This is a genomic window from Mycobacterium tilburgii (genome assembly GCF_902168065.1).
Classification (GTDB): domain Bacteria; phylum Actinomycetota; class Actinomycetes; order Mycobacteriales; family Mycobacteriaceae; genus Mycobacterium; species Mycobacterium tilburgii.
In genome coordinates this window covers 41,966-67,675 of the sequence record NZ_LR655702.1, presented here as the reverse complement: position 1 = coordinate 67,675, position 25,710 = coordinate 41,966, and the positions used below count along the sequence as shown (strand labels likewise).

The window sequence follows — 25,710 nt, the reverse complement described above, 5'->3', positions numbered from 1 at the left end:
GGGTGGGGCGGTTCGAGCTGGACCGAGCCCGGTCGCTCGATGAATTGGCCGACCGGCCGCAGCTGAGCTGGACGCTGGACGAGGCCTGTCTGCTGGTGTTCCCGCGTAGGGACCTCACGCCCGAGGAGGTCGAGGCGACCCGCCATGGTAGGCCCCTGTCGCCGGCCGGGATCGACGGCGTCTATGCCGCTACCAATCCCGACGGCCGGGTCATTGCGCTGTTGCGCGACGAGGGCGCTCGGACCAAGTCGGCGGTGGTTTTGCGCCCCGCGACGATGCAGAACTCGACGTCCTGAGGGTTCCAGCAACGAGCGCTCCACGGCTAAGCTGCCGACCAGACGGGTGTCAAAACACCATGGCCCGGAGGTGCGCAATGTCCAACAAGGTCTACGTCATCGGCGTCGGCATGACGAAATTCGAAAAACCGGGCCACCGCGAAGGCTGGGACTACCCGGACATGGCGCGCGAATCGGGCACCAACGCGCTGACCGACGCCGGCATCGACTACAGCGACGTCGAGCAGGGTTACGTCGGCTACGCGTACGGCGAGTCGACCGCCGGACAGCGCGCCCTCTAAGAGCTGGGCTTGACCGGCATCCCGATCGTCAACGTCAACAACTGCTCGACCAGACACGGCACTGTTCCTGGCGGCCCAGGCGATTCGGGGCGGGTTGGCCACTGCACCATCGCTCGGCTTCGAGAAGATGAAGCCCGGATCGCTGGCGACGACCTACGAAAACCACACCAACCCGATGGACAAGCACGTCAAGGCGATGGCCGAGATCAGCGAGTTCGTTTCCCGCGGCTCCCTGGATGTTCGGCGCCGCGGGCCGTGAGCACATGAAACGGTACGGCACCAGCGCGGAGCACTTCGCCAAGATCGGCTACAAGAACCACAAGCATTCGGTGAACAACCCGTTCGCCCAGTTCCAGGACGAGTACACCCTCGACGACATCCTGTCGGCGAAGATGATCTACGACACGCTGACCAAGCTGCAGTGCTCGCCGACGTCGGACGGTTCCGGCGCGGCGATCCTGGCGTCGGAGGCGTTCGCCGACCGGCACGGGCTGGCGTGCCAAGCGGTGGAGATCGTCGGTCAGGCGACGACCACCGACTTCAAGTCCACCTTCGACGGCACCGCCAAGGCGTTGATCGGATATGACATTAATGTGCAAGCGGCACAACGTGTTTACGACCAGTCCGGGCTCGGTCCGGAGGACTTTCAGGTGATCGATCTACATGACTGCTTCTCGGCCAATGAGCTGTTGCTCTACGAAGCGCTCGGTCTGTGCGGCGAGGATGAGGTGCCGAAGCTGATCGACAACGGTGACACCACCTACGGCGGACGTTGGATGGTCAACCGCGTCCGGCGGCCTGATCTCCAAGGGACACCCGCTGGGCGCGACCGGGCTGGCGCAGTGCGCTGAGCTGAACTGGCAGCTGCGGGGCCAGGCCGACAAGCGTCAGGTCGACAACGTCACGGTCGCGTTCCAACACAACATCGGGCTGGGCGGTGCGGCAGTGGTGACCGCGTATCAAAAGGGCCGAACGCTGAGCCGCGCAGCGGGCGGGTGGGCCAAGGGGCACCAGTGGTGATCGAGTGGTCCGAAACCTATTGATGTGCGACGCTTTCCGGCAGTTCGTGGACAAGGAGATCCGTCCGCATCTGGACGAACTGGAAACCGGCGCGTTGTCGCCCTATCCGATCGCCCGCAAGTTCTTCAGCCAGTTCGGCCTGAACACGTTGGACGCCGAGTCGGTCAAAAATGCTGGACCGCGAACGTGCCAAGCAGCGCTGCGATGCAGAGGGTGAAAATCAATACAGAGCAATCGATTCCGGTGTATTGGGTATCCAGTGCTCAATGATCGCGGTGCTGGTCTCGGAAATTGCCCGGGTCAGCCTCGGGTTGCCGAGCACCGCGTCGGTCAGCCTCGGTCTGGGTGCGGCGACCATCGCCAGCCGCGGCACCCTGGCCCAGCAGGAACGCTGGCTGCCGAGCTTGATGACGCTGGAAAAGATTGCGGCATGGGCGATTACCGAGCCGGACTCCGGATCGGACGCGTTCGGCGGCATGAAGACCACCGTGCGGTGACTACATCCTGAACGGGCAGAACACGGTTCATCACCAACGGGCCCTACGCGGACGTCCTCGTCTACGCGAAGCTGGACGACGGCGACATGGCGCTGGATGCGGAGGGCAACGCAACCGCCCGGTGCTGGTTTTCGTGCTCGACGCGGGCATGGAAGGCCTCACAGGGCAAACCGTTCAAGAAGATGGGCATGATGTCCCTGCCACCGGCGAATTGTTCTTCGACAACGTCCGGCTGAGCTGGGACCGGTTGCTCGGTGAAAGCAAGCAGCACGCCGGCAGCGACGGCAGCGACAGTGCCCGCGACAACTTCGCCGCCGAGCGGATCGGGATCGCGATGATGGCGCTGGGCATCATCGACGAGTGCCACCGGCTGTGCGTCGATTACGCCAAGACCCGCACGCTGTGGGGCCGCAACATCGGGCAGTTCCAGCTGATCCAGCTCAAGCTGTCGAAGATGGAGATCACCCGGATGAACGTGCAGAACATGGTTTTCATGACCATCGAACGTCAGCAGGCCGGTAAGCCCCTGACGCTGGCCGAGGCGTCGGCGGTCAAGCTGTACGCGTCGGAGACCGCCACCGAGGTGGCGATGAAGGCGGTGCAGCTGTTTGGCGGCAACGGCTACATGGCCGAATACAGGGTGGAACAGCTGGCGCGGGATGCCAGGTCGCTGATGGTCTACGCCGGCAGCAACGAGGTACAGGTCGCACACATCGCCAAGGGTCTGCTGGCCAGCTGAGTTCGCGGGCGCTGTTCGCGTCGAACGTGCACTTAGCGCGAAAATCCGGCGGCGTTTTCGCAGTGAATGCACGTTCGGTGCCTGACGGGCCGCCAGACGCGGGAGCTGTTAGGCCATGACCCACACGGCCCGCGCGGCCGGACTGCCCAGATCGACGGTGGTCTCGGCGCCGTCGGACGATTCGATCGCGACCGAGATCATCCCGGCAAATTCTTTCCGGGTCAGCACCCGCAGTCAGGAGTTCAGGCTGATCCCGACGCTGGAGAAGTAGCGCAACATCTCGGGGTCGGCGTCGGAGATCCGGGCCACCGTCGCGCTCTCGCCGTCGTCGCACGCCCACAGCTGCCGGGCCGGCGGCGTCGGAATGTTGCCGTCGGAGGCGGGGATGGGATCGCCGTGCGGGTCGCGCTAAGGGAAGCCCAGTTTGGCGTCGATCCGCGCCGCCAACCGCTCCGATACCGCGTGCTCGAGCACCTCGGCCTCGTTGTGCACCTCGTCCCAGTCGTAGCCCAGCTCGTTGACCATGAAAGTTTCCAGCAGCCGATGCCGGCGGACCACCGCCAGCGCGGCCCGCCGGCCGGCTTCGGTCAGACTCACCGCGCCATACTTCGCGTGATCGACCAGCCCCTGCTGGCGAGTTTGCGGATCGACTCCGACGCTGTGCTGGCCGACACCCCGATCCGGTCGGCCAGAATCTTGGTGCTGACTTTCTGTGGCGTGCCGTCAGGAGACCACTCCTGGGCATTCCAGATGACCTTGAGGGTAGTCCTGGCTGACCGCGGTGAGACCGCCAGCCTCGTCGTCAGCACTCACAACCGCAAAGTTTAGGCAAACTATCTCTGATCCGTCGGCGCGACCGCCGCTCAGATCGGCGGAAAGGGCATATCTCAGCGTGTCGGGCGGGCGTGCATCGTAGGCTTGCGATCGTGCAACGGTGGCGCGGCCAAGACGAGATCCCCACTGACTGGGGCCGATGCGTGCTGACGATCGGGGTGTTCGACGGTGTGCACCGCGGTCATGCCGAATTGATTGCCCACGCGGTGAAGTCCGCCCGGGCACGCAACGTGCCGTCCGTGCTGATGACGTTCGATCCGCATCCGATTGAAGTCGTCTATCCGGGCAGCCACCCTGCCCAGCTGACCACGCTGACCCGCCGCGCCGAGCTCGTCGAGGAACTCGGTATCGACGTCTTCCTGGTGATGCCGTTCACGACGGATTTCATGAAACTCACCCCGGACCGGTACATCCACGAGCTGCTGGTGGAACACCTGCACGTCGTCGAGGTCGTGGTGGGAGAGAACTTCACCTACGGCAAGAAGGCCACCGGCACCGTCGACACCCTGCGCAAAGCCGGTGAGCGGTTCGGGTTCTCGGTGGAGTCTATGTCCCTGCTGTCGGACCACTACAGCAACGAGACCTTGACGTTCTCGTCCACCTACATCCGCTCGTGCGTGGACGCCGGCGACATGGTCGCGGCCACCGAGGCGCTGGGCCGCCCGCACCGCGTCGAAGGCGTCGTCGTCCGGGGTTATGGCCGCGGTGTCGAGCTGGGCTATCCGACTGCCAACGTGGCACCGCCGATGTACTCGGCCATCCCCGCCGACGGCGTGTACGCCGCGTGGTTCACTGTCCTCGGTCACGGACCGGCCACCGGTACCGTTGTACCAGGTGAGCGGTACCAATCCGCCGTCTCGGTGGGAACCAACCCGACGTTTTTCGGGCGTACCCGCACCGTCGAGGCGTTCGTCCTCGACACCAGCGCCGACCTCTACGGACAGCACGTCGCCCTGGACTTCGTCGCCCGCATCCGCGGCCAGCGCAGGTTTGACTCCGTGCAGGAGCTGGTCGACGAGATCGGTGCCGACACCAAGCGGACCCGCGCCCTGCTGTCGAACTGAGCGTCCGGCCCCGGGGCGTGCTCGCGCGTTTAGGCCCAACAGTGCAGCGCTGCTAAACTGTGGACGGCATCGGCGTGTGCTGCGGTTCGCGGTGGCCGCGCCTCGATCCTGAACCCTCGCGGACCCACTGATGGAGATGTTTTCGTGGCGCTTACTGCCGAGCAGAAAAAAGAAATTCTGAGCCAATATAGCCTGCATGACACCGACACCGGCTCGCCGGAGGCACAGATCGCGCTGCTGACGAAGCGGATCGCCGACCTGACCGAGCACCTCAAGGTGCACAAGCATGACCACCACTCGCGGCGCGGCCTGTTGCTGCTGGTCGGCCGCCGGCGCCGGCTGATCAAGTACATCTCCCAGATCGACGTCGAGCGCTACCGCTCGCTGATCGATCGCCTGGGCCTGCGTCGCTGACGCACGGTTCCGTCGGGCGGCGTTCGCCCGTGTAGAGTAAGAGCGTTCTGGGCCGGTCTGGCCCGAGCAAATGGTGCGGTCCGCGCAGATCCGCGCGTTCCGTTCCAGCGTGTCACTACGCATGTTCGTCAGAGCAACCCAGTCTGCATCGGGCGGTCTTCGGTAGTGGCAGCCGGGCTCTCCGGATCTGGGGCAGGTCGGCTGCTTCGATCGACGGCCGTAGACGCATTCGGACTCTCCTATCGGGTAGCTCTCGGGGTACTCGCGCATGACGACGCGAAATGGCTGAATAAACCCAGAGAGGCTGTACGGACACCCATGTCTGTAGCTGAAATTGATGAAGGCGTATTAGAATCGGCCGCCACCATCGACAACGGGACCTTTGGTACCCGAACCATCCGTTTCGAGACCGGTCGGCTGGCCCTGCAGGCCGCCGGTTCCGTCGCCGTCTACCTCGACGACGAAAACATGCTGCTGTCGGCGACGACCGCAAGCAAGTCACCAAAGGAGCACTTCGACTTCTTCCCGCTGACGGTCGACGTCGAGGAGCGGATGTACGCCGCGGGCCGCATCCCCGGCTCGTTCTTCCGTCGCGAGGGGCGTCCCTCCACCGACGCGATCCTGACCTGCCGGCTGATCGACCGGCCGTTGCGCCCATCGTTCGTCGACGGCCTGCGCAACGAAATCCAGATCGTCGTGACGATCCTCAGCCTGGACCCCAACGACCTGTACGACGTGCTGGCGATCAACGCCGCGTCGGCCTCCACCCAGCTGAGCGGCCTGCCGTTCTCGGGACCGATCGGGGGCGTGCGGGTCGCGCTGATCGACGGGACCTGGGTCGCGTTCCCGACCGTCGAGCAGCTCGAGCGCGCCGTGTTCGACATGGTCGTGGCCGGCCGTAAGGTCGGCGACGGCGACAACAAAGATGTCGCCATCATGATGGTCGAGGCCGAGGCCACCGAGAACGTCATCGAGCTCGTCGAGGGCGGCGCCCAGGCGCCGACGGAAACCGTTGTGGCTGAAGGTCTTGAGGCCGCCAAGCCGTTCATCGCGGCATTGTGCACCGCGCAGGAGGAGCTGGTCGGCGCCGCCGCCAAGCCGACCGGCGAGTACCCCACGTTCCCCGACTACGCCGAGGACGTCTACTACTCGGTCGCCTCGGTGGCCACCGATGAGCTGGCCAAGGCGCTGACCATCGGCGGCAAGGCCGAGCGCGACGCGCGCACCGACGAGCTCAAGGCGGAAGTGCTGGCACGGCTCGCCGACACCTACGAGGGCCGGGAGAATGAGATCTCGGCGGCCTTCCGTTCGCTCACCAAAAAGTTGGTGCGCCAACGCATCCTGACCGACCACTTCCGCATTGACGGCCGCGGCATCACCGACATCCGCGCGTTGGCGGCCGAGGTCGCCATCGTCCCGCGGGCGCACGGCAGTGCGCTGTTCGAGCGCGGCGAGACCCAGATCCTGGGCATCACCACGCTGGACATGATGAAGATGGCCCAGCAGATCGACTCGCTGGGACCGGAGACCACCAAGCGGTACATGCACCACTACAACTTCCCGCCGTACTCGACCGGTGAGACCGGCCGGGTGGGCTCGCCCAAGCGCCGCGAGATCGGGCACGGCGCGCTCGCCGAACGGGCGCTGATTCCGGTGCTGCCCAGCGTCGAGGAATTCCCCTACGCCATCCGACAGGTGTCGGAAGCGTTGAGCTCCAACGGTTCGACCTCGATGGGGTCGGTCTGCGCGTCGACGCTGGCGCTGCTCAATGCCGGTGTGCCGCTGAAGGCTCCGGTGGCGGGCATCGCGATGGGCCTGGTTTCCGACGATGTCGAGGTGGACGGGAAGTCGGAGCGGCGCTTCGTCACTCTGACCGACATCCTCGGCGCCGAGGACGCGTTTGGTGACATGGACTTCAAGTGCGCCGGCACCAAGGACTTCGTCACCGCCCTGCAGCTGGACACCAAGCTCGACGGCATTCCGTCGCAGGTGCTCGCGGGTGCGCTGGCCCAGGCCAAGGATGCGCGCCTGACTATCCTCGAGGTGATGGCCGAGGCCATCGACGCGCCCGACGAAATGAGCCCGTACGCCCCGCGGGTGACCACCATCAAGGTTCCGGTCGACAAGATCGGTGAGGTCATCGGGCCCAAGGGCAAGGTGATCAACGCGATCACCGAGGAGACCGGCGCGCAGATCTCTATCGAGGACGACGGCACAGTGTTCGTCGGCGCGACGGACGGGCCCTCGGCTCAGGCCGCGATCGACCGGATCAACGCGATCGCCAACCCGCAGCTGCCGACGGTCGGCGAACGATTCCTCGGGACCGTGGTCAAGACAACCGATTTCGGTGCTTTCGTGTCGCTTCTGCCCGGTCGCGACGGCCTGGTGCACATCTCCAAGCTCGGTAAGGGGAAGCGCATCGCCAAGGTCGAGGACGTGGTCAACGTCGGCGACAAGCTGCGCGTGGAGATCGTCGACATCGACAAGCGCGGCAAGATCTCGCTGGTCCTCGTGGAAGAGGACGGTGCCGCGCCCGCCGACACCGGAGCCCCCCAGGAGGCAGCGCCAGCCGATGCCGCGACCGCCAGCAGCTGACGACGCGCCCGGGGCTCGCTCCGGCCGGGCGGATGCCCTGCGGCGCGGTAAGCAGGCCGTCGACGCCCAGCCTGCGCCGCAGGACACGTTGCGGCGCACGACGTTGCCCGGCGGCGTGCGGGTGGTCACCGAATACCTGCCCGCGGTCCGTTCCGCGTCGGTCGGGGTATGGGTGGGCGTCGGCTCGCGGGACGAAGGCGCCACCGTCGCCGGGGCGGCACACTTTCTCGAACATCTGCTGTTCAAGTCGACGCCGACCCGCACGGCGGTCGACATTGCCCAGGCGATGGACGCCGTCGGCGGGGAGCTGAACGCGTTCACCGCCAAGGAGCACACCTGCTACTACGCGCACGTGCTCGACAGTGATCTGGCGTTGGCCGTCGACCTGGTCGCCGACGTCGTCCTCAACGGCCGCTGCGCCGTCGAAGACGTCGAGCTGGAACGCGACGTCGTGCTGGAAGAGATCGCGATGCGCGACGACGACCCGGAGGACGCGCTGGGGGACATGTTCCTTTCGACGCTGTTCGGAGACCACCCGGTCGGGCGGCCGGTCATCGGTACCGCGCACTCGGTGTCGTCGATGTCGCGCGCCCAGCTGCACTCGTTCCACGTGCGGCGCTACACACCGGAACGGATGGTCGTCGCGGTGGCCGGCAACGTCGACCACGACGAGGTCGTCGCGTTGGTCCGCGAGCACTTCGGGTCGCGCCTGGTGCGCGGGCGCCAGCCCATTTTGCCGCGCAAGGGTGCCGGACGGATCGCCGGCCAGCCGGGATTGGCGCTGGCCAAGCGCGACGCCGAGCAGACCCATGTGTCGCTGGGCGTGCGCACTCCTGGGCGCGGCTGGGAACACCGGTGGGCGCTGTTGGTGCTCAACACCGCGCTGGGCGGCGGGCTGAGCTCGCGGCTGTTTCAGGAGGTCCGTGAGTTGCGCGGGCTGGCCTACTCCGTCTTCTCGTCGGTCGACACGTTCGCCGACAGCGGCGCGCTGTCGGTGTACGCCGCGTTCCTGCCCGAGCGGTTCGCCGACATCATGCGAGTCACCAGCGCGGTGCTCGAATCGGTCGCGCGCGACGGCATCACCGAGGCGGAATGCCGGATCGCCAAGGGCTCGTTGCGTGGCGGGATTGTGCTGGGGCTGGAAGATTCCAGTTCTCGAATGAGCCGGATCGGTCGTAGCGAGTTGAACTATGGCAAGCACCGCAGTATCGAGGACACCCTCCGCAAAATCGACGCCGTCACCGTCGACGAGGTCAACGCCGTGGCGAGCAGGCTGCTCACCAAGCGTTACGGTGCGGCTGTCATCGGACCTTATGCGTCCAAACGATCACTGCCGCAACAACTTCGGGCGATGGTACGGTAGCTTAATGTCCGTCTCATCACTCGCGCCACACCGGCGCTCGCCGTCGTCGGACTAGACGGACGGATGGTATTGGGCTTTTGGGACATTCCGGTCCCGATCGTGGGTGCACCGATGGCGGGTGGGCCCGGCAGCCCGGCATTGGCGGCTGCGGTGTCCAACGCCGGCGGCCTCGGTTTCGTGCCCGCCGGCTATCTGACTGCCGACGAATTCGCCGCGGTGGTCGCGGCCACGCGCGCCGCGACCACCGGCCCGCTCGGAGTGAACCTGCTCGTGCCGCAACCCAGCGTCGCGGACTGGGTGGCGCTGACTTCTACGCGTACGAACTCGAAGGCGTCGCCGAGCACTACCAGGTCCATGTCGGCCGGCCCGAGTACGGCCATGACGACGACTGGGCGGCCAAGCTCGAGGTGGTGGCCGACCTGCGCCCGGAGCTGGTGTCCTTTACCTACGGCGTGCCCTCGCCGGATGTGATCCGCCGGTTGGGGGCGCTGGGACTGCTGGTGATGGTCACGGTGACCTCGCTGTACGAGGCCGGGGTGGCGGACAGCATGGTGGTTCAGGGCCCTAACGCCGGGGAAATCGCGCCACGTTCTTGCCCGACATGGAGCCCGGGACTGAAACGCTGCATCAGCTGATCGACCGGATCCAGCGGGCGCATCGCGACGTCCCGATCATCGCCGCCGGCGGACTGGGCACCGCCGAGGACGTCGCGGGGGTGCTGCGCAGGGGAGCGGTGGCCGTGCAGGTCGGAACTGCGCTGCTGCTCAGCGACGAGGCCGGCACCAGCGCGGCCCATCGCGGTGCGATGAAGAATCAGCTGTTCGCCAGAACCATCCTCACGCGCGCGTTCTCGGGCCGCTACGCACGCAGCCTGGAGAATGAATTCATCCGCCACTTCGACAACATCGCGCTGCTAGGCTATCCCGAGGTCAACCAGATGACGCTGCCGATCCGGGAGGCGGCCGCCGAGCGAGAAGACCCGAACGGGATGAACCTCTGGGCGGGAACGTCTTTCTGCGAAGCGCAGCCTGGACTGGTGGCCGACATCGTCGCGAGTCTGATGCCTGACGATTAGCAGGCCGTGGCGCATGACCCGTCGAACGATCTTGTTGGCCGCCGCCGCGGCGCCGGCATTGACCGTCCACGGAAGGGCATCGGCCGATCCGGCGGCCATCGACGACCGGCTGGCCGAAGTTGGAACATCGATACGACACCTGGTTAGGCCTCTACGCGGACAGTTGTGCGCGGCCGCCTTGCAGCGCAGCGACAACACCGCCGCCAACCTGTTGTTGTCGGCAATAGGAGGACCGCCGGCCATCACCGACTTCGCCCGCTCCATCGGTGACGAGCTCACCCGGCTGGACCGGTGGGAGCTCGAGTTGAACACCGCGATTCCCGGCGACCTGCGCGATACCAGCACGCCGCGAGCGCTGGGAACCGGGATCCGAAAGCTACTCACTGGAACGGTTCTCGGCCAGGCGCAGCGCGGCCAGCTCGAACAGTGGATGCGCGGCAACACGACGTCGAGCATGCGGGAGGACCTGCTGCCCGGCTGGAGCTCCGCCGACAAGACCGGCACCGGCGACTACGGCAGCACCAACGACGTCGGCATGGTCTATGGGCCCGCCGGGCAGCGAATTCTGGTGTCGATCATGGCTCGGTCACAGTCGGCGAATCCCGATGCCGCGGCGCTGCGTCCGCTGATCGCCGACGTGACGAGATCGGTGCTGGCGTGGCTGAGCTGAACGTCAGCCCAGCAGGCTCGCCGGGTCGGTGAACGGCAGACCCAGGTCGGTCGCCACCCGTTCGGACAGCAGCGCGCCCCGATGCGTCGAGAGTCCCTTTGCCAGAGCTGGATCCGATCGGCACGCCTCTTGCCAGCCCTGTTCGGCGAGCTTGAGTGCGTAGGGCATGGTCGCGTTGGTCAGCGCGTAGGTCGAGGTCTTCGGAACCGCACTGGGCATGTTCGCCACGCAGTAGAACACTGTGTCGTGCACGGCGAACATCGGGTCGTCGTGGGTGGTAGGTCGCGAGTCCTCGAAGCATCCGCCCTGATCGATGGAGATGTCCACCAGCACTGCATCGGGTTTCATCTGCGCCACAAGGGAATTGGTGACCAGCTTGGGCGCCTTGGCTCCCGGTACCAGGACCGCGCCGATCACCAGATCGGCGAGCTTGACGGCGCCTTCGAGCTCGTAGGCCGACGAGTGGCGGGTCTGGATGTGGCCGGTGAACTCGGCGTCGAGCAGCCGCAGCTTGTTGATGTCGACGTCGAGCACCCGCACGGCGGCTCCCATGCCGCTGGCCACCCGGGCCGCGTTGTAACCGGCGGTCCCGGCGCCGATGACCACCACGTCGGCGGGTTTGACGCCCGGCACCCCGCCCATCAGCACGCCTCGCCCGCCCCGCGTCCGCATAAGGTGATACGCCCCGATCTGCGCGGACAGTCGGCCGGCGACCTCGCTCATCGGCGCCAGCAGGGGAAGCCCGCCGTCGTTGGTTTGAACGGTCTCGTAGGCGATCGACGTTGCGCCGGACGCCATCAGCGCGTCGGTGCACGCCCGCGACGCGGCCAGGTGCAAATAGGTGAACAGCACCTGTCCCGGCCGAAGCAGGCCGTATTCGGACGGCATCGGCTCCTTCACCTTGAGCAGCAGGTCGGCCTCGGCCCACACTTGCTCGGTGGAACTGAGCAGTTGCGCGCCCGCTGCCTTGAACTCCGTGTCGGTGATCGCCGATCCGTTGCCCGCGCCAGCCTGGACCAGTACCTCGTGGCCCCGCCGGTTCAATTCTACGACGCCCGGCGGCGTGATGGCCACCCTGAATTCGTTGTTTTTGGTCTCGGTGGGAATCCCGACTCGCATGCTTCCAGTGTGAATAAACTTCGATGAAGCATCAAACATGCTGATGTTAATTCTATATTTTGTTCGTGTGACCGATAATTCCACGAATATTGCCGATACTGCGGGCGGGTCGTCGAATAGTGTTCGGCCCGCCGACCTCGACGCCGTCGACCGCAAGATTTTGAGCCTGCTGCACGCCGACGCGCGCATGACCAACAACGCGCTTGCCGAGGCCGTCGGAATCGCCCCGTCGACGTGTCACGGCCGGGTGCGGCGGCTGGTGGACCCCGGCGTCATCCGCGGCTTCTACACCGACATCGACCCGGTCGCGGTGGGGATGCCGCTGCAGGCGATGATCTCGGTCAACCTGCACTCCAATGCGCGAGGCAAGATCCGCAGCTTCATCCATCAGATCCGGGTCAGGCGGCAGGTGATGGATTTCTATATTCCTCGCCGGCGCCGACGATTTCCTGCTGCATGTCGCGGCGCGCGACACCGAAGACCTGCGATCCTTCGTGGTGGAGAACTTCAACGCCGACGCCGACGTGGCCGGCACCCAAACCTCGTTGATCTTCGAGCATCTCCGGGGTGCCGCGGCCTATTTAACCGCGTGTTTGCCGCGGTTATGATCCACGGATGGGCAACGAGCCGACCCTGCGGCGCCCTCAATGAGCACCAGACGCGACCCCGCGGTGGCCGTCGTCGGTGCGGGCACGTCCGGAATGTGCATTGCAATAGCGTTGCTGCGCAGCGGTATTGAGGATGTCACCATCTACGAGAAGGCCCACGAGGTGGGCGGCACCTGGCGGTAGAACACCTATCCCGGTCTGGTCTGCGACATCCCGTCGCGGGTCTATCAATACAGCTTCGACAGGAATCCGGATTGGTCCCATTTGGTTTCGCCTGGGGACGAGATCCAGGCCTATTTTGCGGTATCGCGGACCGGTTCGCGTTGCGGGACCGGATCCAGTTCAACACCGAGGTCACTCATGCCCGTTTCGAGGACGGTCGCTGGGTGCTGCGTACCGATGCTGGGACGAAATCGCGGGTGGATTTCCTAATTTCGGCCACCGGAGTGCTGCACCATCCGCGAATACCGCCGATCGCGGGTCTGGACGAGTTCGGCGGGCACGCTTTCCATTCCGCGCGCTGGGACCATGACGTGGCGTTGCGGGGACGCCGTATCGCCATGATCGGCAACGGATCCACCGGCGTCCAACTCGTGTCCGGCCCGGCGGGTGTGACGGGCAAGGTTGACGTTCCAGCGCACCCCGCAATGGGTGCTGCGGCTGGCGAATCCACGCTATAACAGGTTCACCGCGTTGACCTGCCGCAAGCTTCCGTGGCTCGACCAGGTCGCGTACCGCGCGTACAGCCTCGGCTACGACGCCTTCGCCGTGGGACTGACCAAGCTCGGATTGTGGCGGCGGATCATGGGGGCGCTGTGTCGCGCCAGCCTCTGGGAGGTGCGCGATCCCCGGCTGCGCCGGGCTCTGACTCCCGACTACACGCCGGCCTGCAAACGGTTCGTCATGTCGAACGGCTTCTACCGTGCCATCCAGCGCGACGACGTCGAATTGGTCACCGCCGGAATCGATCACGTCGAGCGGCGTGACATCGTCTCACCGACGACGGCGTGCTGCACGAGGTCGACATTATCGTGCTGGCAAAGGGATTCGACACGCACGCGTTTTTCCGGCCGCTGGAGCTGATCGGCCGTGACGGTTTCGCCGCGAACGACGTGTGGCGCGACGGCACGCGCGCGTATCAGACGGTGGCGTTGTCCGGCTTTCCCAACTTCTTCATGATGCCGGGGCCGCACAGCCCGGTGGGCAACCTTGCCCTGACGACCGTCGTCGAATCGCAGGCCGACCACATCCTGGGCTGGATCGAGCGCTGGCGCCGCTGCGAATTCGACACGATCGAACCGACGGCCGCGGCGACCGAACGCTTCAACGACACACGCTGCGCGCCGCGATGCCGGACACGGTCTGGACAACCGGCTGCAACAGTTGGTACCTCAACAAAGACGGCGTGCCCCGAGGTGTGGCCACTGACACCGGGCGAGCACCGCAGCATGCTGGCGCATCCCGATCCCGGCCAGTACGACCTGCGCAGGCGTGTCGCGGCGAGCTGAGGAAAACCCAGTACCGGCGGTTTCGCATATTCGCCGGCGAACTTATACTTGCCATGCCCGATGTTCACTGACGACCTGGCGGTCGGTGTAAACGCTGAGGTAGGGGTACGAATGTTCACTGTCGACGACCGGGCCGTAGGGCCGCACTCCGGCAGGTCGGGGACGGCGCTGGTCCACGAGCGTCTGGTGCTCGAGGTGCGCGATGTCGCGTTCGACTGGGCCCGGCTGCCGGTCCACTATGTACCGAACGAGCCATTCACCACCCACATGCTCAACGTCCTGCATTTGGTGCTGCCCGCGGGTGAAGAGTTCTTCGTCGAGGTGTTCAAGAAGGCGTTGCCGATGATCAAGGACGATCAGTTGCGCCTGGATGTGCAGGGATTCATAGGCCAGGAGTCGGTACATTCGCAGGCGCACGCGGGTGTGCTGGACCACTTCGAGGCGCAGGGCATCGACGTCACGCCGTACACCGACCAGATCAAGTGGATGTTCGAGAAGGCGCTCGGGAATCGGCCCGGATGGAGCTGGCGGCGACAGAACAGCTGGCTGGTCGAACAAGTGGCCTTAATCTCGGCTATCGAGCACTACACCGCGATCCTTGGCAAGTGGATCCTGAACACCCCGGCGCACGATGCGATCGGCGCCGACCCGGTGATGCTGGATATGCTGCGCTGGCACGGCGCCGAGGAGGTCGAACACAAGGCGGTCGCCTTCGACACGATGCAACATCTGCAGGCCGGGTACTGGCGGCGGGTGCGGGCGCAGCTGGTCGTCTCACCGGTCATGTTGCTGTTGTGGATTCGCGGTGTGCGCTACTTGTATTCGGTGGACCCGCAGTTGGCGCCCGGTACCAAGCCGCGCTGGCGCGACTATTTCCGGGCGGCCCGCCGCGGACTACTGCCGGGGCCGCTGCGATTCGTGCGGGGCATCGCGAACTACTACCAGCCTGGCTTCCACCCCTCCCAATTGGGTGGCGTCGGGTTGGCGGTCGATTACCTGGCCATGTCGCCGGCGGCGCGGGCGTCACGCTGACCCATGGCGACCGACTCCGGATTCATGACGTCCAATGGCGTGGTGCTGGCCGTCCATCGTTACACCGAGATCGACCCGGCGCGGCCGACCATCCTGGCCATCCACGGCTGGCCCGACAATCACAACGTCTGGGATCCGGTCGCCGAGGAGTTCGCCCGCAGCTATCCAGGCCGCTACAACGTGGTCGCCTACGATGTGCGCGGCGCGGGCGAATCCTCAAGTCCGGCACAGCGATCCGGTTACGCTTTTGCGCATCTGATCTCGGATCTGGACGCGGTGATCGACGACGTCGGTGTCGACCGCGTCCACCTGCTTGCCCACGACTGGGGTTCGATTCAGGCCTGGGCGGCCATCACCGACAAATCGGTGATGAGCAGAATCGCCTCGCTGACCTCGATTTCGGGCCCGCATCTTCAGTACGCCGGCGCCTTCCTGCGTTCGGCGCGAACGCCCCGGACGATGGGCCAGGTCGCTAGGCAACTGCTCGGGTCGACCTACATCGGTTTCTTTTTGTGTCCCGGCCTGCCGGAGCTGGCGTTTCGCTCTCGGGTAGGGGTGAAAGTCGTTGACGCGCTTGAGCGTATCGGGCGATCTAGCGTTTGTAGCCAGCGGCGTGTCACGCCGCGGTCGATCGGCGACTATGTTAATGGGCTGAATCTGTACCGCGCCAACATGCCCGCGCCGCTGCTGCGGCCGGGACGCGAGTTGCCGACGACCGATGTCGCGGTCCAGGCTCTGGTGCCCCGCAAAGACCTGTTCGTGACTCCCGCGCTACAACGGTTCACCGGCGCGATTCCGGTTGACAGCCGGGTCGTTTCGATCGAGGGCGGGCATTGGGTGGTGACGTCACGGCCCGACGTCATTGCCCGGCTAACCAGCGAATGGATTGATCGAGACGCCGGCACAGCGGTGGCGCGCGCCGCGCCCCGTCAGATAGCCGGCGCGCTCGCGCTGATCACCGGTGCGGGTGCAGGTATCGGTCGGGCCACCGCGGTGGAATTGGCCCGGCACGGTGCGCACAAGGTGATCGTCGTCGACCGAAACGTGGACGCGGCCAACGAGACCGCCGACGCTGTTCGCGCCGCGTGCGCCGAGGCCGCTGTCTACCAGGTCGATGTCAGCGACAAAGAGTCGATGAATACCCTTGCCGCACGAGTGCTCAAGGACCACGGTGTGGTGGACATCCTGGTGAACAACGCGGGAATTGGGATGGCCGGCCGATTTCTTCAGACCAGTCCGCAGCACTGGGACGACATTATCGGGGTCAACCTGCGCGGCGTGATCGCCGGCAGCCGGGAGTTCGGTGCACAGATGGTCGAGCGCGGCACGGGCGGGACCATCATCAACGTGTCCTCCGCGTCGCCGTACCTGCCGTCGAAATCCATGGTCGCCTACAGCACCACCAAGGCGGCGGTGCTCGCGTTCAGCGAATCGCTGCGGGCGGACTTCGCCGACGAGGGCATCGCCGTCACCGCGGTCTGTCCCGGATTCGTCAACACCTACATCGCCAAGAACACCATCTACGCCGGGATGTCGGGCGACGAGCAGGAGCGCGCCCGGACCAAGGCCGCGGCGAGCTATCGGCGACGAAACTACACACCCGAAGCCACCGCCGCCGCAATCATCAAGGCCGTCAAGACCGGTCGTGCGGTCGTGCCGATCGCCGCCGAAGCCAGAATCGGGTACATGCTGCACCGAGTCGCCCCAGCGCTGACTCGGCTCATCGCCCGGGTGGATATTCGTCCTAGGTAGGGGATTGATTGTGCCAGGCAGCCGTTGGACCAGCAGGCCCACGGACCTCTACGGGCGGCGCGACCGCGACAGACTGGGGGCGCGGTGTTGTGGGGCGTCCGGACGTTGTTCAACGGCTTCAACTCCGTCTCACGGTAGGAGCCGTCGCGGGTCACCCCGGTGCGGTGCACCCTGTCCGCCGTCGTCACCAAGCGCGAACTCGTCGCGCCCGACGTGGTCGCCCTGACACTGGCCGATCCGGGCGGTGCGCTGTTGCCGTCTTGGACGCCCGGCGGGCATATCGACGTGGTGCTGCCCTCGAGGCGGCGGCAGTACTCGTCGTGTGGTCCCCCCGGGCGGGGCGCACCGACTACCGGATCGCTGACGGTGGGGGCGGATCGATCGAAATGTACGATGCGTTCCGGGTGGGCGACCGGCTGACGTTCGAAGGGCCGCGCAACGCGTTCTACCTAGGCACGGCCGAGCGTGACGTGTTGTTCGTGATCGGAGGCATCGGCGTGACGCCGATCCTGCCGATGATGCGGGTGGCGCAGCAGCGCGGAATTGGTTGGCGCGCAGTCCACGCCCGGCGCAGCAGGGAGTACATGCCGTTGCTGGACGAAGTGGTGTCGGTGGCGCCGGACCGGGTGACCGTGTGGGCCGACGACGAACACGGCCGGTGAGCGGCGGTTGATGATCTGCTGGCCGGTGCCGGGCCGGCGACGGCGGTCTACGTGTGCGGCCCGGTCGGCATGCTCGAGGAGGTACGCAAGGCCCGCAACGAACACGCTGGCGCGTCGCTGCATTACGAATGCTTCAGGCCCACCCCGTACTCCTGCCAGCAGGGCTTCTGCGGCACATGCAAGGTCAAAGTGTTTGCCGGACAAGCCGATCACCGTGGGCGCATCGCAGTCGGCGGCGAGATGCTGGTGTGCGTGTCGCGAGCCGACGGCGGCCGGCTCGTCATCGACGTCTGAGCGACCTCACCGCCGGGGCGACTGCTCCAGGTAAGCGACCAGGGCGTTGGTCAGTCCGCGGCGTGCCACGTCCAGATCGACGTAGGAACCCAATTGGCGCTCCGAGACCAGACCGCGAATCGCGCCCGGGATCAATGCCGCCACCTCCCGCACCCGATCCGGGTCGACATCGATACCGGCAAAGGCGTGCTGACAGGTTTCCAGCCAGCTTTTGCGCCAGGAAAACAGCTCGGCTGCGGTCCGCGGATACAGTCGCTCGAGCTCATCGGGATTGCGGGGCAACGCCGCCCGTAGATTCTCTATCGCACAGGAATCCGGTGACGCCAGGCCGTGATAGAGGGTCTCGATGATGACACTGACACGCTCACGCAGTGGTATGTCCGGTGACACCGGCGTCGACAGGGCCGAGAGGGTGCCCTCGCGCCGTTCGGCGGTGCGATGCAGCACGGCCGCCCAGAAACCGTCGGTGTCACCGAACTGGTACTGCACGGCGCCCCACGTCGCGCCGATCTCCTTGGCGATGCGGTTGGCCGACACCGATCTCGGTTCACCCGATGCGAGCGATCGCAACGCGGCCTCGAGCATGTTCTCCCGCGTCGCACTGCCGCGCCGGTTTGGACGGCGGCCGGCGATGCCCGCTTTCGAAATGGGCTGGGTAGAGCGCTGCGCCATCGGCCGATCGTAGTCGATTGCTTGCCTGTGGGGGACAAGCCCATTACCGTTTTCATAGATGGTACGTTTATTGTTATGGGTGTCGCCGCTACCATGCGTAGGCGAGGAGGACAGCATGGCCGGGTCTGATGTCTAGGCCGCCGTTGTCGATGAAGCCGACCGGGTGGTTCCAGGTCGGGTGGTCCGACGAAATCGGCATCGGCGACGTCCACAAGATGAAGTACTTCGACCAGGAAATGGTCGCGTGGCGCGTCGAATCCGGTCAGCTCACCGTGATGAACGCCTATTGCGAGCATCTCGGTGCGCACCTGGGATACGGCGGTAAGGTCGTCGGCGAGGTGTTGCAGTGCCCGTTTCACGGATGGCAGTGGAGTAATGAGGGCCGCAACGTGCGCATCCTGTACCAGGATCACCCCAACCGCGGTCGCCGGGTATACACCTACCCTGTTGGTGGAGCGCAACGACCCCGTCTACATCTGGCACGACGTACAGCGCCGCGAGCCGTTCTTCGATGCCCCGGATGTGTTCGCCGCCTTCGACGATGACAGCAGCGCGCACGACTACCACCCGCAGCAGCGGCTGTACCGCCCCGGGCTCGAGATGCACCCCCAATACGTGCTGGAGAACGGGGTGGACTTCGCACATTTCAAGTACGTGCACAACACGCCCATCGTCCCGGTGTCCATCCGCCACGACTTCGGCGGGCCGGTGTCGTTCGTCGACTTCACCATCACCTTCGAGGGCGACGACGCCAGTCGATCGAGGATGTCAACAGTGGCGTGCAGGCGATCAACGGCGGCCTGGGCATCGCCGTGACCAAAAGCGGGCATGATCGACAACCGCACCATCTCGGCGATCACCCCGGTCGACGAGTGCACCTCCGACATCCGGTTCATGGTCTACATCGGGCGGATGCAGGGCGCGGACCCGGAGCGCGCCGAGCGCAAGGTGGCGGAGTTCGGCCGCGAGGTCATCCGACAGTTCGAGCAGGACATCGAAATCTGGCAGCACCAGCGCTACTCGGATCCGCCCGCGCTGGCCCCCGACGAGTATGCGGGCTTCACCGCAATTCGCAACTGGGCCAAGCAGTTTTATCCCGACGACAGTGTCGCAACCCAGAGAGGCTGACTCGTATGAAGGTCGGTAAGGACACCAGTGAGTTTGCCGGCCTTCCGGCCAACGGGGTGAAGTTCACCGGGACCGTCGAGGAGATCATCGCCGCGAAGCTCGACGTGCTGACCTTCCACGGCGTGTTCCCCGACGAGGATCTCTACGTGCAGGTGCTCGAGGCCGGAATCGACATCGTCACTACCGCCGACTGGATCACCGGGTGGCACCGCGACACCAATCATCCGCACCCGTCCGGCAAGCCGGTGACCCAACTACTGGCTGAGGCGTGTGCAAAAGGCGGTGCCACCTTCTACGGCACGGTATGAGCCCGGGACTCAACCAGATTCTCGGCGTCGTGTGCTCGGCCGACGTCGCCGAGATCGAAAACGTCACCACCATCGAATCCGTCGACGTGTCGTGTCACCACTCCAATGTCACCTGGATCGAGGCGGGTTACGGGCTGCCGGTGGATCATCCGGAAATCCCGGGCAAGCTGAAGAAGTACACGCGTGTGTTCGCGACAGTGTGCTGATGATGGCCGACTGCTTCGATCTGACACTCGACGAGGTCAATTTCAGCTACGAGTTGGGCGCCTACACGAAGGACGTCGACCTGGGCTGGTACACCCTGCCCAAGGGTTCGCTGGGCGGCAACTACATCAAGTACCAGGGCGTCGTGGACGGCGTGCCCTGGGTCGAGAAGCATCTGGAATGGCAGATGACTCCGCACACCGATCCGCATTGGGATATCAAGGGGTGCTCCATCACTGAGATCAAGGGTGAATCCTTCGTCGTACACGCCGCTCGATATGGCGAGAACCCGGCGCAGAACCTGCGGTGTTCTCGATATCCGCGTGCCCGGACCCTGCGAGTCGGCGACTAGCGAATGACGGCGGGCCTTCGTTATCCGTACGGCAGGGCGCGGGTTTCGTCTCGGCCACGGCGGATCAGTCTGCAGCCTGCCTACATTGAGCAGATGGCACGACAGCGGTGCGAGCAGCGTCCTTTTGAGGAAGCGGAATTGGCGTGGTCGCTTGCGGACTAGGCGCGAACCTATCTTGACAGCAAGTCGCGCAACGAAGTGTTCGTCGCCATCGGCATCGGAGACACTTTAGTAGCCATATGTCGACTCCTTGATGCGTTCGCGCGTGAAGATGTCATCGTGGAGGCTCGGTTGGCCGCCCATCTGTGGGCGTGGCTGGACGGCTATGCCGGCCACGACGACGAGTTGCGCCTGCGCCGCACGGTCCGGCAGGCGGCATGGGGTACCTGGCGGGGATGTGCCGGTAAACTCTAGCACGGTTCATCGCCCCGCAAGCCGTTCCGGGTGATGGTAGTCGTTGGTGCGCGCGCCGACATCGAGTTCCGGCGACGGAATCCACTCGGTCCGGCCGTTCGCGAGTTTCCTGTTCTGCCAACCCAATCCGGCAAGTTTGTGGTAAGGTCTGCAGGCAAACGTCAGCGCATCGGCATCGGTCGAGCCGCCCGCCGCCCATTCGTCGACATGGTGGACTTCGCACCAATAACCTGGTACGTCGCAGCAGGGGTGCGTGCAGTCGCGATCCTTGGCGTACAGGACGACCCGTTGGTCTGGCGTGGCGACGCGACGTGATCGGCCGAGATACAGTGGCCGGTCTTGATGTTCGTCGAATACCGCCAAGTAGTGATAGGCGTGGCGGGCCATCCGGATCAGGTCCGGTATTGGCAACAGCGTGCCGGCGCCGGTCACCGCCCGCCGTCAGCTCCTGCAGCGTGGTCGAGACGATGACGGTGGCCGGCAACCCGTTGTGCTGGCCGAGCTTTGGATAACCCAGCTGTCCCCGTACCAGGGCGTTGAGTGCGTCGTGCTTACGCTGGCCGGGCGTTCGCGCGTCCTTGCCGACGGATTCCTCGTTGGGTCTCCCGCGGTGCAAGGGGATTCATCGTCCGGGTTGCACATGCTCGGCACGGCAAAGCGCACGAGCCACGCATCGAGGTTGGCGCGCAGTTCCGGGGACGCGACCAACTTGCCGATGCTCATCCCGTCGCGGCGCTGACCGCACCAGATGAACCCGCGCTGACGTGCCCGGTCGGAGTCGGAAAACTTGCCGTCGGGATTGAGCTGCAGGGTGATTCGGTGCGCCGCCCGCTCCAGCTGATCGGGACGTAGTTTGGTGGCCTGCTTAGCGAGGAAGCATTCGACGTCGGTCACCGTGGCGGGAGGTGTCGTGTCCGGCAGATCGCGGACAAGTGAATCACGCGCAAGTGCTGGGCATCGAGGCGTCCTTCGCGCCAGACCTGGGTCGTCGTTGGCAGTTCCGGTGGCAACCTTGGCCGGTCAGAGTCAGACGCTCCGAGAGTTGTTTGGCCTCTCTGGTGCGTCGGCGGGCCTCGGCATAGCTGATCCGCAATCGGTCGGCGATCACCTTACTAGGATCGGTCCGCCCACCGCGGTGGGTTCCTCCCGCGCGAGGCTCGCGATCACGTCGTGGCTCACCGCGATCTGCCGCCGGCGCGACGCCTCCATGCGGTCGAGTAGGTGCAGCCGGACCGCCGGACTCAACATGGCGAAGTTGAGCTTGCGGTCGGCGGCGTCGGCCGCGTCCAGGCCGTCGAGGGTGCCGCACACCTCCGCCGGCATGTTGATCGAATTCATGTTCGAATTTTATGGAGGATCCCCTGGCAGGTCACGGCCAAAAGCGCTGCCTGTGGATCAACGCCGAACTGTGCATAAAGCCCACGGGGTGGTCCGTCTAGGGTGAAGGCCATGCGCGTAGGAGTGCTGGGAGCCAAGGGTAAGGTCGGGTCGGCGATGGTGGCGGGTGTGTGCGCCGCCGACGACCTGACTTTGTCGGCCGAGGTGGACGCCGGCGATCCGATGAGCCTGCTGATAGACACCGGCACCGAGGTCGTCATCGACTTCACCCATCCCAATGTGGTGATGGCGAACCTAGAGTTCCTGATTGCCAACGGGATTCACGCTGTGGTCGGTACCACCGGTTTCACCGCGGAACGGCTGCAGCAGGTCGAGGAGTGGTTGACCGCCAGCCCGGGCACCTCGGTGCTGATCGCGCCGAACTTCGCGATCGGCGCGGTGTTGTCGGTGCATTTCGCCAAGCAGGCGGCACCCTTCTTCGAGTCCGCGGAGGTCGTCGAGCTGCACCATCCACACAAGGCCGACGCCCCGTCCGGCACCGCGGCTCGCACCGCGAAACTGATCGCCGAATCCCGAAAAGGCCTGCCGCCGAATCCCGATGCCACCAGCACCGGCCTGCCCGGCGCCCGCGGCGCCGACGTCGAGGGGATACCGGTGCATTCAGTGCGGCTGGCCGGGCTGGTCGCCCACCAGGAGGTGCTGTTCGGCACCGAGGGCGAGACTTTGACCATCCGCCACGACAGCCTGGATCGCACGTCGTTTGTGCCCGGTGTGCTGCTAGCGGTGCGCCGCATCCAGGAACACCCGGGGCTGACAGTGGGGCTGGAGCCCCTGCTCAACCTGCAATGAACAAGTCGCTGCGCACCCAACTGCTCATCGCGTTACTGTGCGCGGCGATGCTGGTGTATTTCGTGCTGCTCGGGAGGCTGGCCCTGGCGATGATCGCCTCGGGACGGGCGTCGGCCGTGGGTCTCGGGCTGGCGATCCTGGCCCTGCCCGTCATGGGGCTGTGGGCGATGGTCGCCACCCTTAGGGCCGGGTTCGCGCATCAGCGGCTGGCCCGCCTGATCGTCGAGGACGGGCTGGAACTCGACGCTGCCGCGCTGCCGCGGCGCCCATCGGGTCGCATCCAGCGGGACGCGGCCGACGCGCTGTTCGCGAGCGTGCGCACCGAGGTCGAGGCCGATCCCGACGACTGGCGGCGGTGGTACCGGCTGGCGCGGGCCTACGATTACGCGGGGGACCGGCGCCGGGCACGGGAAGCCATGAAGACCGCGGTGCGGTTGAAGGGGCGCGGATGACCAAGACGTTGCTGATCGTCCATCACACACCGTCACCGCACACGCAGGAGATGTTCGAGGCGGTGCTCGCCGGTGCCACAGACCCGGACATCGAAGGCGTGGACGTCATCCGGCGGCCGGCACTGACGGTCTCGCCGGGGGAGATGCTCCAGGCGGACGGTTATCTGCTGGGCACGCCGGCCAATCTCGGTTACATATCCGGCGCTCTCAAGCACGCATTCGACTGCGCCTATTACCAATTGCTCGACACGACACGGGGACGTCCGTTCGGTGTGTATATGCACGGCAACGAGGGCACCGAGGGCGCCGAACGGGGACTGAACGCTATCACAACCGGGCTGGGATGGGTGAAAGCCGCGGAGACGGTGGTGGTGTCGGGCAAGCCGAGCAAGGATGACGTGGAGGTGTGCTGGAACCTCGGGGCCACGGTCGCCGCTCAGCTCATGGAGTGAATCACGTTCAGGGGGAAGGATTTTAACCAGCCTCCCGTAACTCGGCGGAAGCGCCGGACGTGGAGAACAGCGACTTCGGCGCGGCCGGTGACGACACGACGGGCCAACCCGCTTCATCGCGCTGACGAACGCCGAATCCACCTCGGGGTGTGGAGTGCTTCCGCTATCGGGCGCGAGGCTTCGGGACGAACCGACAACGTGACCGGGTCGGGCATCTGGAATCGCTCGCGGGGTCGTCGAACGGGGCCGCTATCGATGGCGGCGAGTTGGGACTGGCCGGGCGGTCATCCGAGTTGGGACCTGCGGGTGCTCACCTCGATCGAGGTGTCCGCCACGGCCGCTGCGGCGCGATCGCCCGACGTGGTGGCACACGCGCTGTGGGCATGCCTCGACACCCCAAAGGTGATCGATCGAGCGCCGAGCAACTTCCACCACCGACCAGCACGAGCGCGCCTTCGCGCTGCGCCCGGTACAGCAGCTGGCGGACCTACAGCGGGTTGCCGCCCGTCCGGTGGTGGAACTCGGCGGCGACGTCGCCGAGTTCCACGCTTTGCACGCACTCCCCGCCGCCTCCACCGCATTCCGAAGCTCGGTGAGTTCGTGCCGACGGTCGACCAGCCGACCGTCGAGGTCGAGCGTCGCGGTCGTCACGGGTCGGGTGCCGTTCGTCCGGCGGCGCGGCAAGGGGATCGCGGATCGAAGCGCATGGGCATGGCGCGTTCCCCTCCACGGGAAATGTCCACCCACCGTGACGGTTCCCCCCGCTGCGGGCAGTGCAGGTCCGTTGGCAGGTAGTGCACAGCAGCATAGCCCAATTCCGGGCGCAGTCGAGAGTTCCCGCAGCGTGGCGGGGCCTTCCGCGACCCGACGGGCTAGGGGTGGGTCGTCTGAACGCGTCGGCGGGCTGGGCCGGCCAGGGCGGAACTGGTCCCGATTGGGCCGTGGCAGTCGAATAACGTTGCGGCTTCGGTGGCCACGCCCGCCGCGCCATAATGGCTCTGCGCGGCTAGCCCGATAAATTCGCCATCCGGCAAGCGGCTGGCGGTGACGGTGTAGTCGGCGTTGATGTAGCGCAATCTGCCTGTGCCCCAATGCGTGACCGAGCTGGTGATATCGCCGGCGAACGCCAAACGGGTGAACGGCGTCAGCGGGTGGCCCTGCACTATCGGCGAAACAGCCGGGCCCAGGCGAACTTCTGAGCGTGGGACTGCTCCTACTCGCCGGGGAGATGCCGGGACTTCCCTGACGCGTCGCGCCGTATCACCAGATGTGAAACGGCATCTCAACCGGGAAGCCATCGCGGCGGACCGGCAGTGGCGGCATCTCTCGACCGGGGGACCACACCTGACCGTCGGGATGGTCTCTGCGACGCAGGAACAGCGCGCTGGCGCGGGCGACGATCGTGTCGCGCTGGATCAGGGTTGCGTCGATCAGCCTGATCCGCCGGTCTTCCCGCAGCACCGAGGTCCGGATCTGCACCGGCAACAACAACGCCGGCCGCAGTAGGTCGACGGTCAGGCGGGCTGCTGAAAATCGGGATCGATGACCGATTGCTCTATGCCCCAACCCAACAGGCCGCCGACGTTCTGACCGCCCTCGCGGCGCCCCACGGCCCGCGGGTCATCGGACCCGGAATGTAAATGTAGGAGTCGCCATCGACAGTAAAGAATGCCTCGGGCATGATGGCGGAATCCTCGATCGTCATCGCTATCACGATA

At 65.7% G+C, this 25,710-nt stretch carries 13 protein-coding genes and 13 pseudogenes; 21 read left to right on the top strand and 5 right to left on the bottom strand.

The genetic code is table 11. From position 1 onward, the window contains the following. The 3 pseudogenes from truB to FQ389_RS07975 all read left to right on the top strand — a co-directional run. Nucleotides 1-296, top strand: a pseudogene (gene truB / locus FQ389_RS07985) (tRNA pseudouridine(55) synthase TruB); the annotation flags it as partial. Nucleotides 297-373: 77 nt separating this feature from the next. Continuing rightward, nucleotides 374-1,597: pseudogene (locus tag FQ389_RS07980) on the top strand (lipid-transfer protein). After that, nucleotides 1,594-2,833, top strand: a pseudogene (locus FQ389_RS07975) (acyl-CoA dehydrogenase family protein). Before FQ389_RS07980 ends, FQ389_RS07975 begins: the two co-directional pseudogenes overlap by 4 nt. Nucleotides 2,834-2,941: 108 nt before the next feature. Here FQ389_RS07975 and mntR read toward each other — a convergent pair. Then, nucleotides 2,942-3,646, bottom strand: a pseudogene (gene mntR / locus FQ389_RS07970) (manganese-binding transcriptional regulator MntR). A gap of 113 nt (nucleotides 3,647-3,759) precedes the next feature. On the opposite strand from mntR, the gene FQ389_RS07965 reads away from it, so the two are divergent. From FQ389_RS07965 to FQ389_RS07940, 6 genes and pseudogenes are all read left to right on the top strand, one after another. Beyond that, nucleotides 3,760-4,731 (top strand): bifunctional riboflavin kinase/FAD synthetase, encoded by a 972-nt coding sequence (locus FQ389_RS07965; protein WP_186296321.1) that lies wholly within the window; start codon nucleotides 3,760-3,762, stop codon nucleotides 4,729-4,731. A 144-nt stretch (nucleotides 4,732-4,875) separates the two neighbouring features. Next, the gene (gene rpsO / locus FQ389_RS07960) at nucleotides 4,876-5,145 is read left to right on the top strand and encodes a 30S ribosomal protein S15 (protein ID WP_144206664.1); all 270 of its coding nucleotides are present in this window, start codon (nucleotides 4,876-4,878) and stop codon (nucleotides 5,143-5,145) included. A 318-nt stretch (nucleotides 5,146-5,463) separates the two neighbouring features. Next, a complete protein-coding gene (locus FQ389_RS07955) occupies nucleotides 5,464-7,740 on the top strand; it encodes a polyribonucleotide nucleotidyltransferase (RefSeq protein ID WP_144206662.1) in 2,277 nt (758 codons plus the stop codon). Then, complete coding sequence (locus tag FQ389_RS07950) at nucleotides 7,718-9,103, top strand: M16 family metallopeptidase (RefSeq protein ID WP_144206660.1); 1,386 nt, start codon at nucleotides 7,718-7,720, stop codon at nucleotides 9,101-9,103. The genes FQ389_RS07955 and FQ389_RS07950 overlap by 23 nt, the downstream gene beginning before the upstream one ends. A gap of 63 nt (nucleotides 9,104-9,166) precedes the next feature. Further along, nucleotides 9,167-10,178 (top strand): annotated as a pseudogene (locus FQ389_RS21195) (nitronate monooxygenase). Nucleotides 10,179-10,335: 157 nt separating this feature from the next. After that, nucleotides 10,336-10,848 (top strand): annotated as a pseudogene (locus tag FQ389_RS07940) (serine hydrolase); the annotation flags it as partial. A gap of 3 nt (nucleotides 10,849-10,851) precedes the next feature. Here the strand turns inward: FQ389_RS07940 and ald are convergent. Further along, nucleotides 10,852-11,967, bottom strand: a complete 1,116-nt coding sequence (gene ald / locus FQ389_RS07935; protein WP_144206656.1) for an alanine dehydrogenase — start codon at nucleotides 11,965-11,967, stop codon at nucleotides 10,852-10,854. A gap of 67 nt (nucleotides 11,968-12,034) precedes the next feature. On the opposite strand from ald, the pseudogene FQ389_RS07930 reads away from it, so the two are divergent. The 5 genes and pseudogenes from FQ389_RS07930 (at nucleotide 12,035) to FQ389_RS07910 (ending at nucleotide 17,823) form a co-directional block, all read left to right on the top strand. Next, nucleotides 12,035-12,575, top strand: a pseudogene (locus FQ389_RS07930) (Lrp/AsnC family transcriptional regulator). Between the two features lie 39 nt (nucleotides 12,576-12,614). Then, nucleotides 12,615-14,083: pseudogene (locus tag FQ389_RS07925) on the top strand (flavin-containing monooxygenase). Nucleotides 14,084-14,194: 111 nt separating this feature from the next. After that, nucleotides 14,195-15,115, top strand: coding sequence for a metal-dependent hydrolase (locus FQ389_RS07920; protein WP_144206674.1), 921 nt, complete (start codon nucleotides 14,195-14,197; stop codon nucleotides 15,113-15,115). A 3-nt stretch (nucleotides 15,116-15,118) separates the two neighbouring features. Beyond that, on the top strand, nucleotides 15,119-16,867 hold the full coding sequence (locus FQ389_RS07915; protein WP_144206654.1) for an SDR family oxidoreductase: 1,749 nt from the start codon (nucleotides 15,119-15,121) through the stop codon (nucleotides 16,865-16,867). Between the two features lie 10 nt (nucleotides 16,868-16,877). Next, nucleotides 16,878-17,823 (top strand): annotated as a pseudogene (locus tag FQ389_RS07910) (PDR/VanB family oxidoreductase). A 6-nt stretch (nucleotides 17,824-17,829) separates the two neighbouring features. On the opposite strand, the gene FQ389_RS07905 reads toward FQ389_RS07910, so the two are convergent. Further along, complete coding sequence (locus tag FQ389_RS07905) at nucleotides 17,830-18,495, bottom strand: TetR/AcrR family transcriptional regulator (protein ID WP_186296320.1); 666 nt, start codon at nucleotides 18,493-18,495, stop codon at nucleotides 17,830-17,832. A 128-nt stretch (nucleotides 18,496-18,623) separates the two neighbouring features. Between FQ389_RS07905 and FQ389_RS19460 the strand changes: the two genes are divergently transcribed. From FQ389_RS19460 to FQ389_RS19455, 4 genes and pseudogenes are all read left to right on the top strand, one after another. Beyond that, the gene (locus tag FQ389_RS19460; RefSeq protein WP_313901961.1) at nucleotides 18,624-19,040 is read left to right on the top strand and encodes a Rieske 2Fe-2S domain-containing protein; all 417 of its coding nucleotides are present in this window, start codon (nucleotides 18,624-18,626) and stop codon (nucleotides 19,038-19,040) included. After that, nucleotides 18,946-19,623: pseudogene (locus FQ389_RS07900) on the top strand (hypothetical protein). The gene FQ389_RS19460 and the pseudogene FQ389_RS07900 overlap by 95 nt, the downstream one beginning before the upstream one ends. An 8-nt stretch (nucleotides 19,624-19,631) precedes the next feature. Further along, a pseudogene (locus tag FQ389_RS07895) lies at nucleotides 19,632-20,439 on the top strand (dihydrodipicolinate reductase); the annotation flags it as partial. Between the two features lie 327 nt (nucleotides 20,440-20,766). Next, the gene (locus FQ389_RS19455) at nucleotides 20,767-20,901 is read left to right on the top strand and encodes a hypothetical protein (RefSeq protein ID WP_260860587.1); all 135 of its coding nucleotides are present in this window, start codon (nucleotides 20,767-20,769) and stop codon (nucleotides 20,899-20,901) included. Between the two features lie 6 nt (nucleotides 20,902-20,907). Here the strand turns inward: FQ389_RS19455 and FQ389_RS07890 are convergent. Further along, nucleotides 20,908-22,239, bottom strand: a pseudogene (locus FQ389_RS07890) (HNH endonuclease signature motif containing protein). 111 nt (nucleotides 22,240-22,350) lie between these two features. Between FQ389_RS07890 and dapB the strand changes: the two are divergent. From dapB to FQ389_RS07875, 3 genes are read left to right on the top strand one after another with little or no spacing between them, the layout of a single operon-like run. Next, nucleotides 22,351-23,088: a 4-hydroxy-tetrahydrodipicolinate reductase gene (gene dapB / locus FQ389_RS07885; RefSeq protein ID WP_144206652.1), complete on the top strand. Its 738-nt coding sequence runs from the start codon at nucleotides 22,351-22,353 to the stop codon at nucleotides 23,086-23,088. Beyond that, nucleotides 23,085-23,540, top strand: a complete 456-nt coding sequence (locus FQ389_RS07880) for a hypothetical protein (protein ID WP_144206650.1) — start codon at nucleotides 23,085-23,087, stop codon at nucleotides 23,538-23,540. Before dapB ends, FQ389_RS07880 begins: the two co-directional genes overlap by 4 nt. Further along, the gene (locus FQ389_RS07875; protein ID WP_144206648.1) at nucleotides 23,537-23,992 is read left to right on the top strand and encodes a flavodoxin family protein; all 456 of its coding nucleotides are present in this window, start codon (nucleotides 23,537-23,539) and stop codon (nucleotides 23,990-23,992) included. The genes FQ389_RS07880 and FQ389_RS07875 overlap by 4 nt, the downstream gene beginning before the upstream one ends. A gap of 886 nt (nucleotides 23,993-24,878) precedes the next feature. Here FQ389_RS07875 and FQ389_RS07870 read toward each other — a convergent pair. Continuing rightward, nucleotides 24,879-25,697, bottom strand: a pseudogene (locus FQ389_RS07870) (thioesterase family protein); the annotation flags it as partial. Between the last annotated feature and the right edge of the window lie 13 nt (nucleotides 25,698-25,710).

Coding starts and splice junctions, on each gene's coding strand:
- ald (WP_144206656.1), bottom strand. CDS start 11,967: ATGCGAGTCGGGATTCCCACCGAGACCAAAAACAACGAATTCAGGGTG.
- FQ389_RS07915 (WP_144206654.1), top strand. CDS start 15,119: ATGGCGACCGACTCCGGATTCATGACGTCCAATGGCGTGGTGCTGGCC.
- FQ389_RS07905 (WP_186296320.1), bottom strand. CDS start 18,495: ATGGCGCAGCGCTCTACCCAGCCCATTTCGAAAGCGGGCATCGCCGGC.
- FQ389_RS07950 (WP_144206660.1), top strand. CDS start 7,718: ATGCCGCGACCGCCAGCAGCTGACGACGCGCCCGGGGCTCGCTCCGGC.
- FQ389_RS07875 (WP_144206648.1), top strand. CDS start 23,537: ATGACCAAGACGTTGCTGATCGTCCATCACACACCGTCACCGCACACG.
- FQ389_RS07955 (WP_144206662.1), top strand. CDS start 5,464: ATGTCTGTAGCTGAAATTGATGAAGGCGTATTAGAATCGGCCGCCACC.
- dapB (WP_144206652.1), top strand. CDS start 22,351: ATGCGCGTAGGAGTGCTGGGAGCCAAGGGTAAGGTCGGGTCGGCGATG.
- FQ389_RS07920 (WP_144206674.1), top strand. CDS start 14,195: ATGTTCACTGTCGACGACCGGGCCGTAGGGCCGCACTCCGGCAGGTCG.
- FQ389_RS07880 (WP_144206650.1), top strand. CDS start 23,085: ATGAACAAGTCGCTGCGCACCCAACTGCTCATCGCGTTACTGTGCGCG.
- FQ389_RS19460 (WP_313901961.1), top strand. CDS start 18,624: ATGTCTAGGCCGCCGTTGTCGATGAAGCCGACCGGGTGGTTCCAGGTC.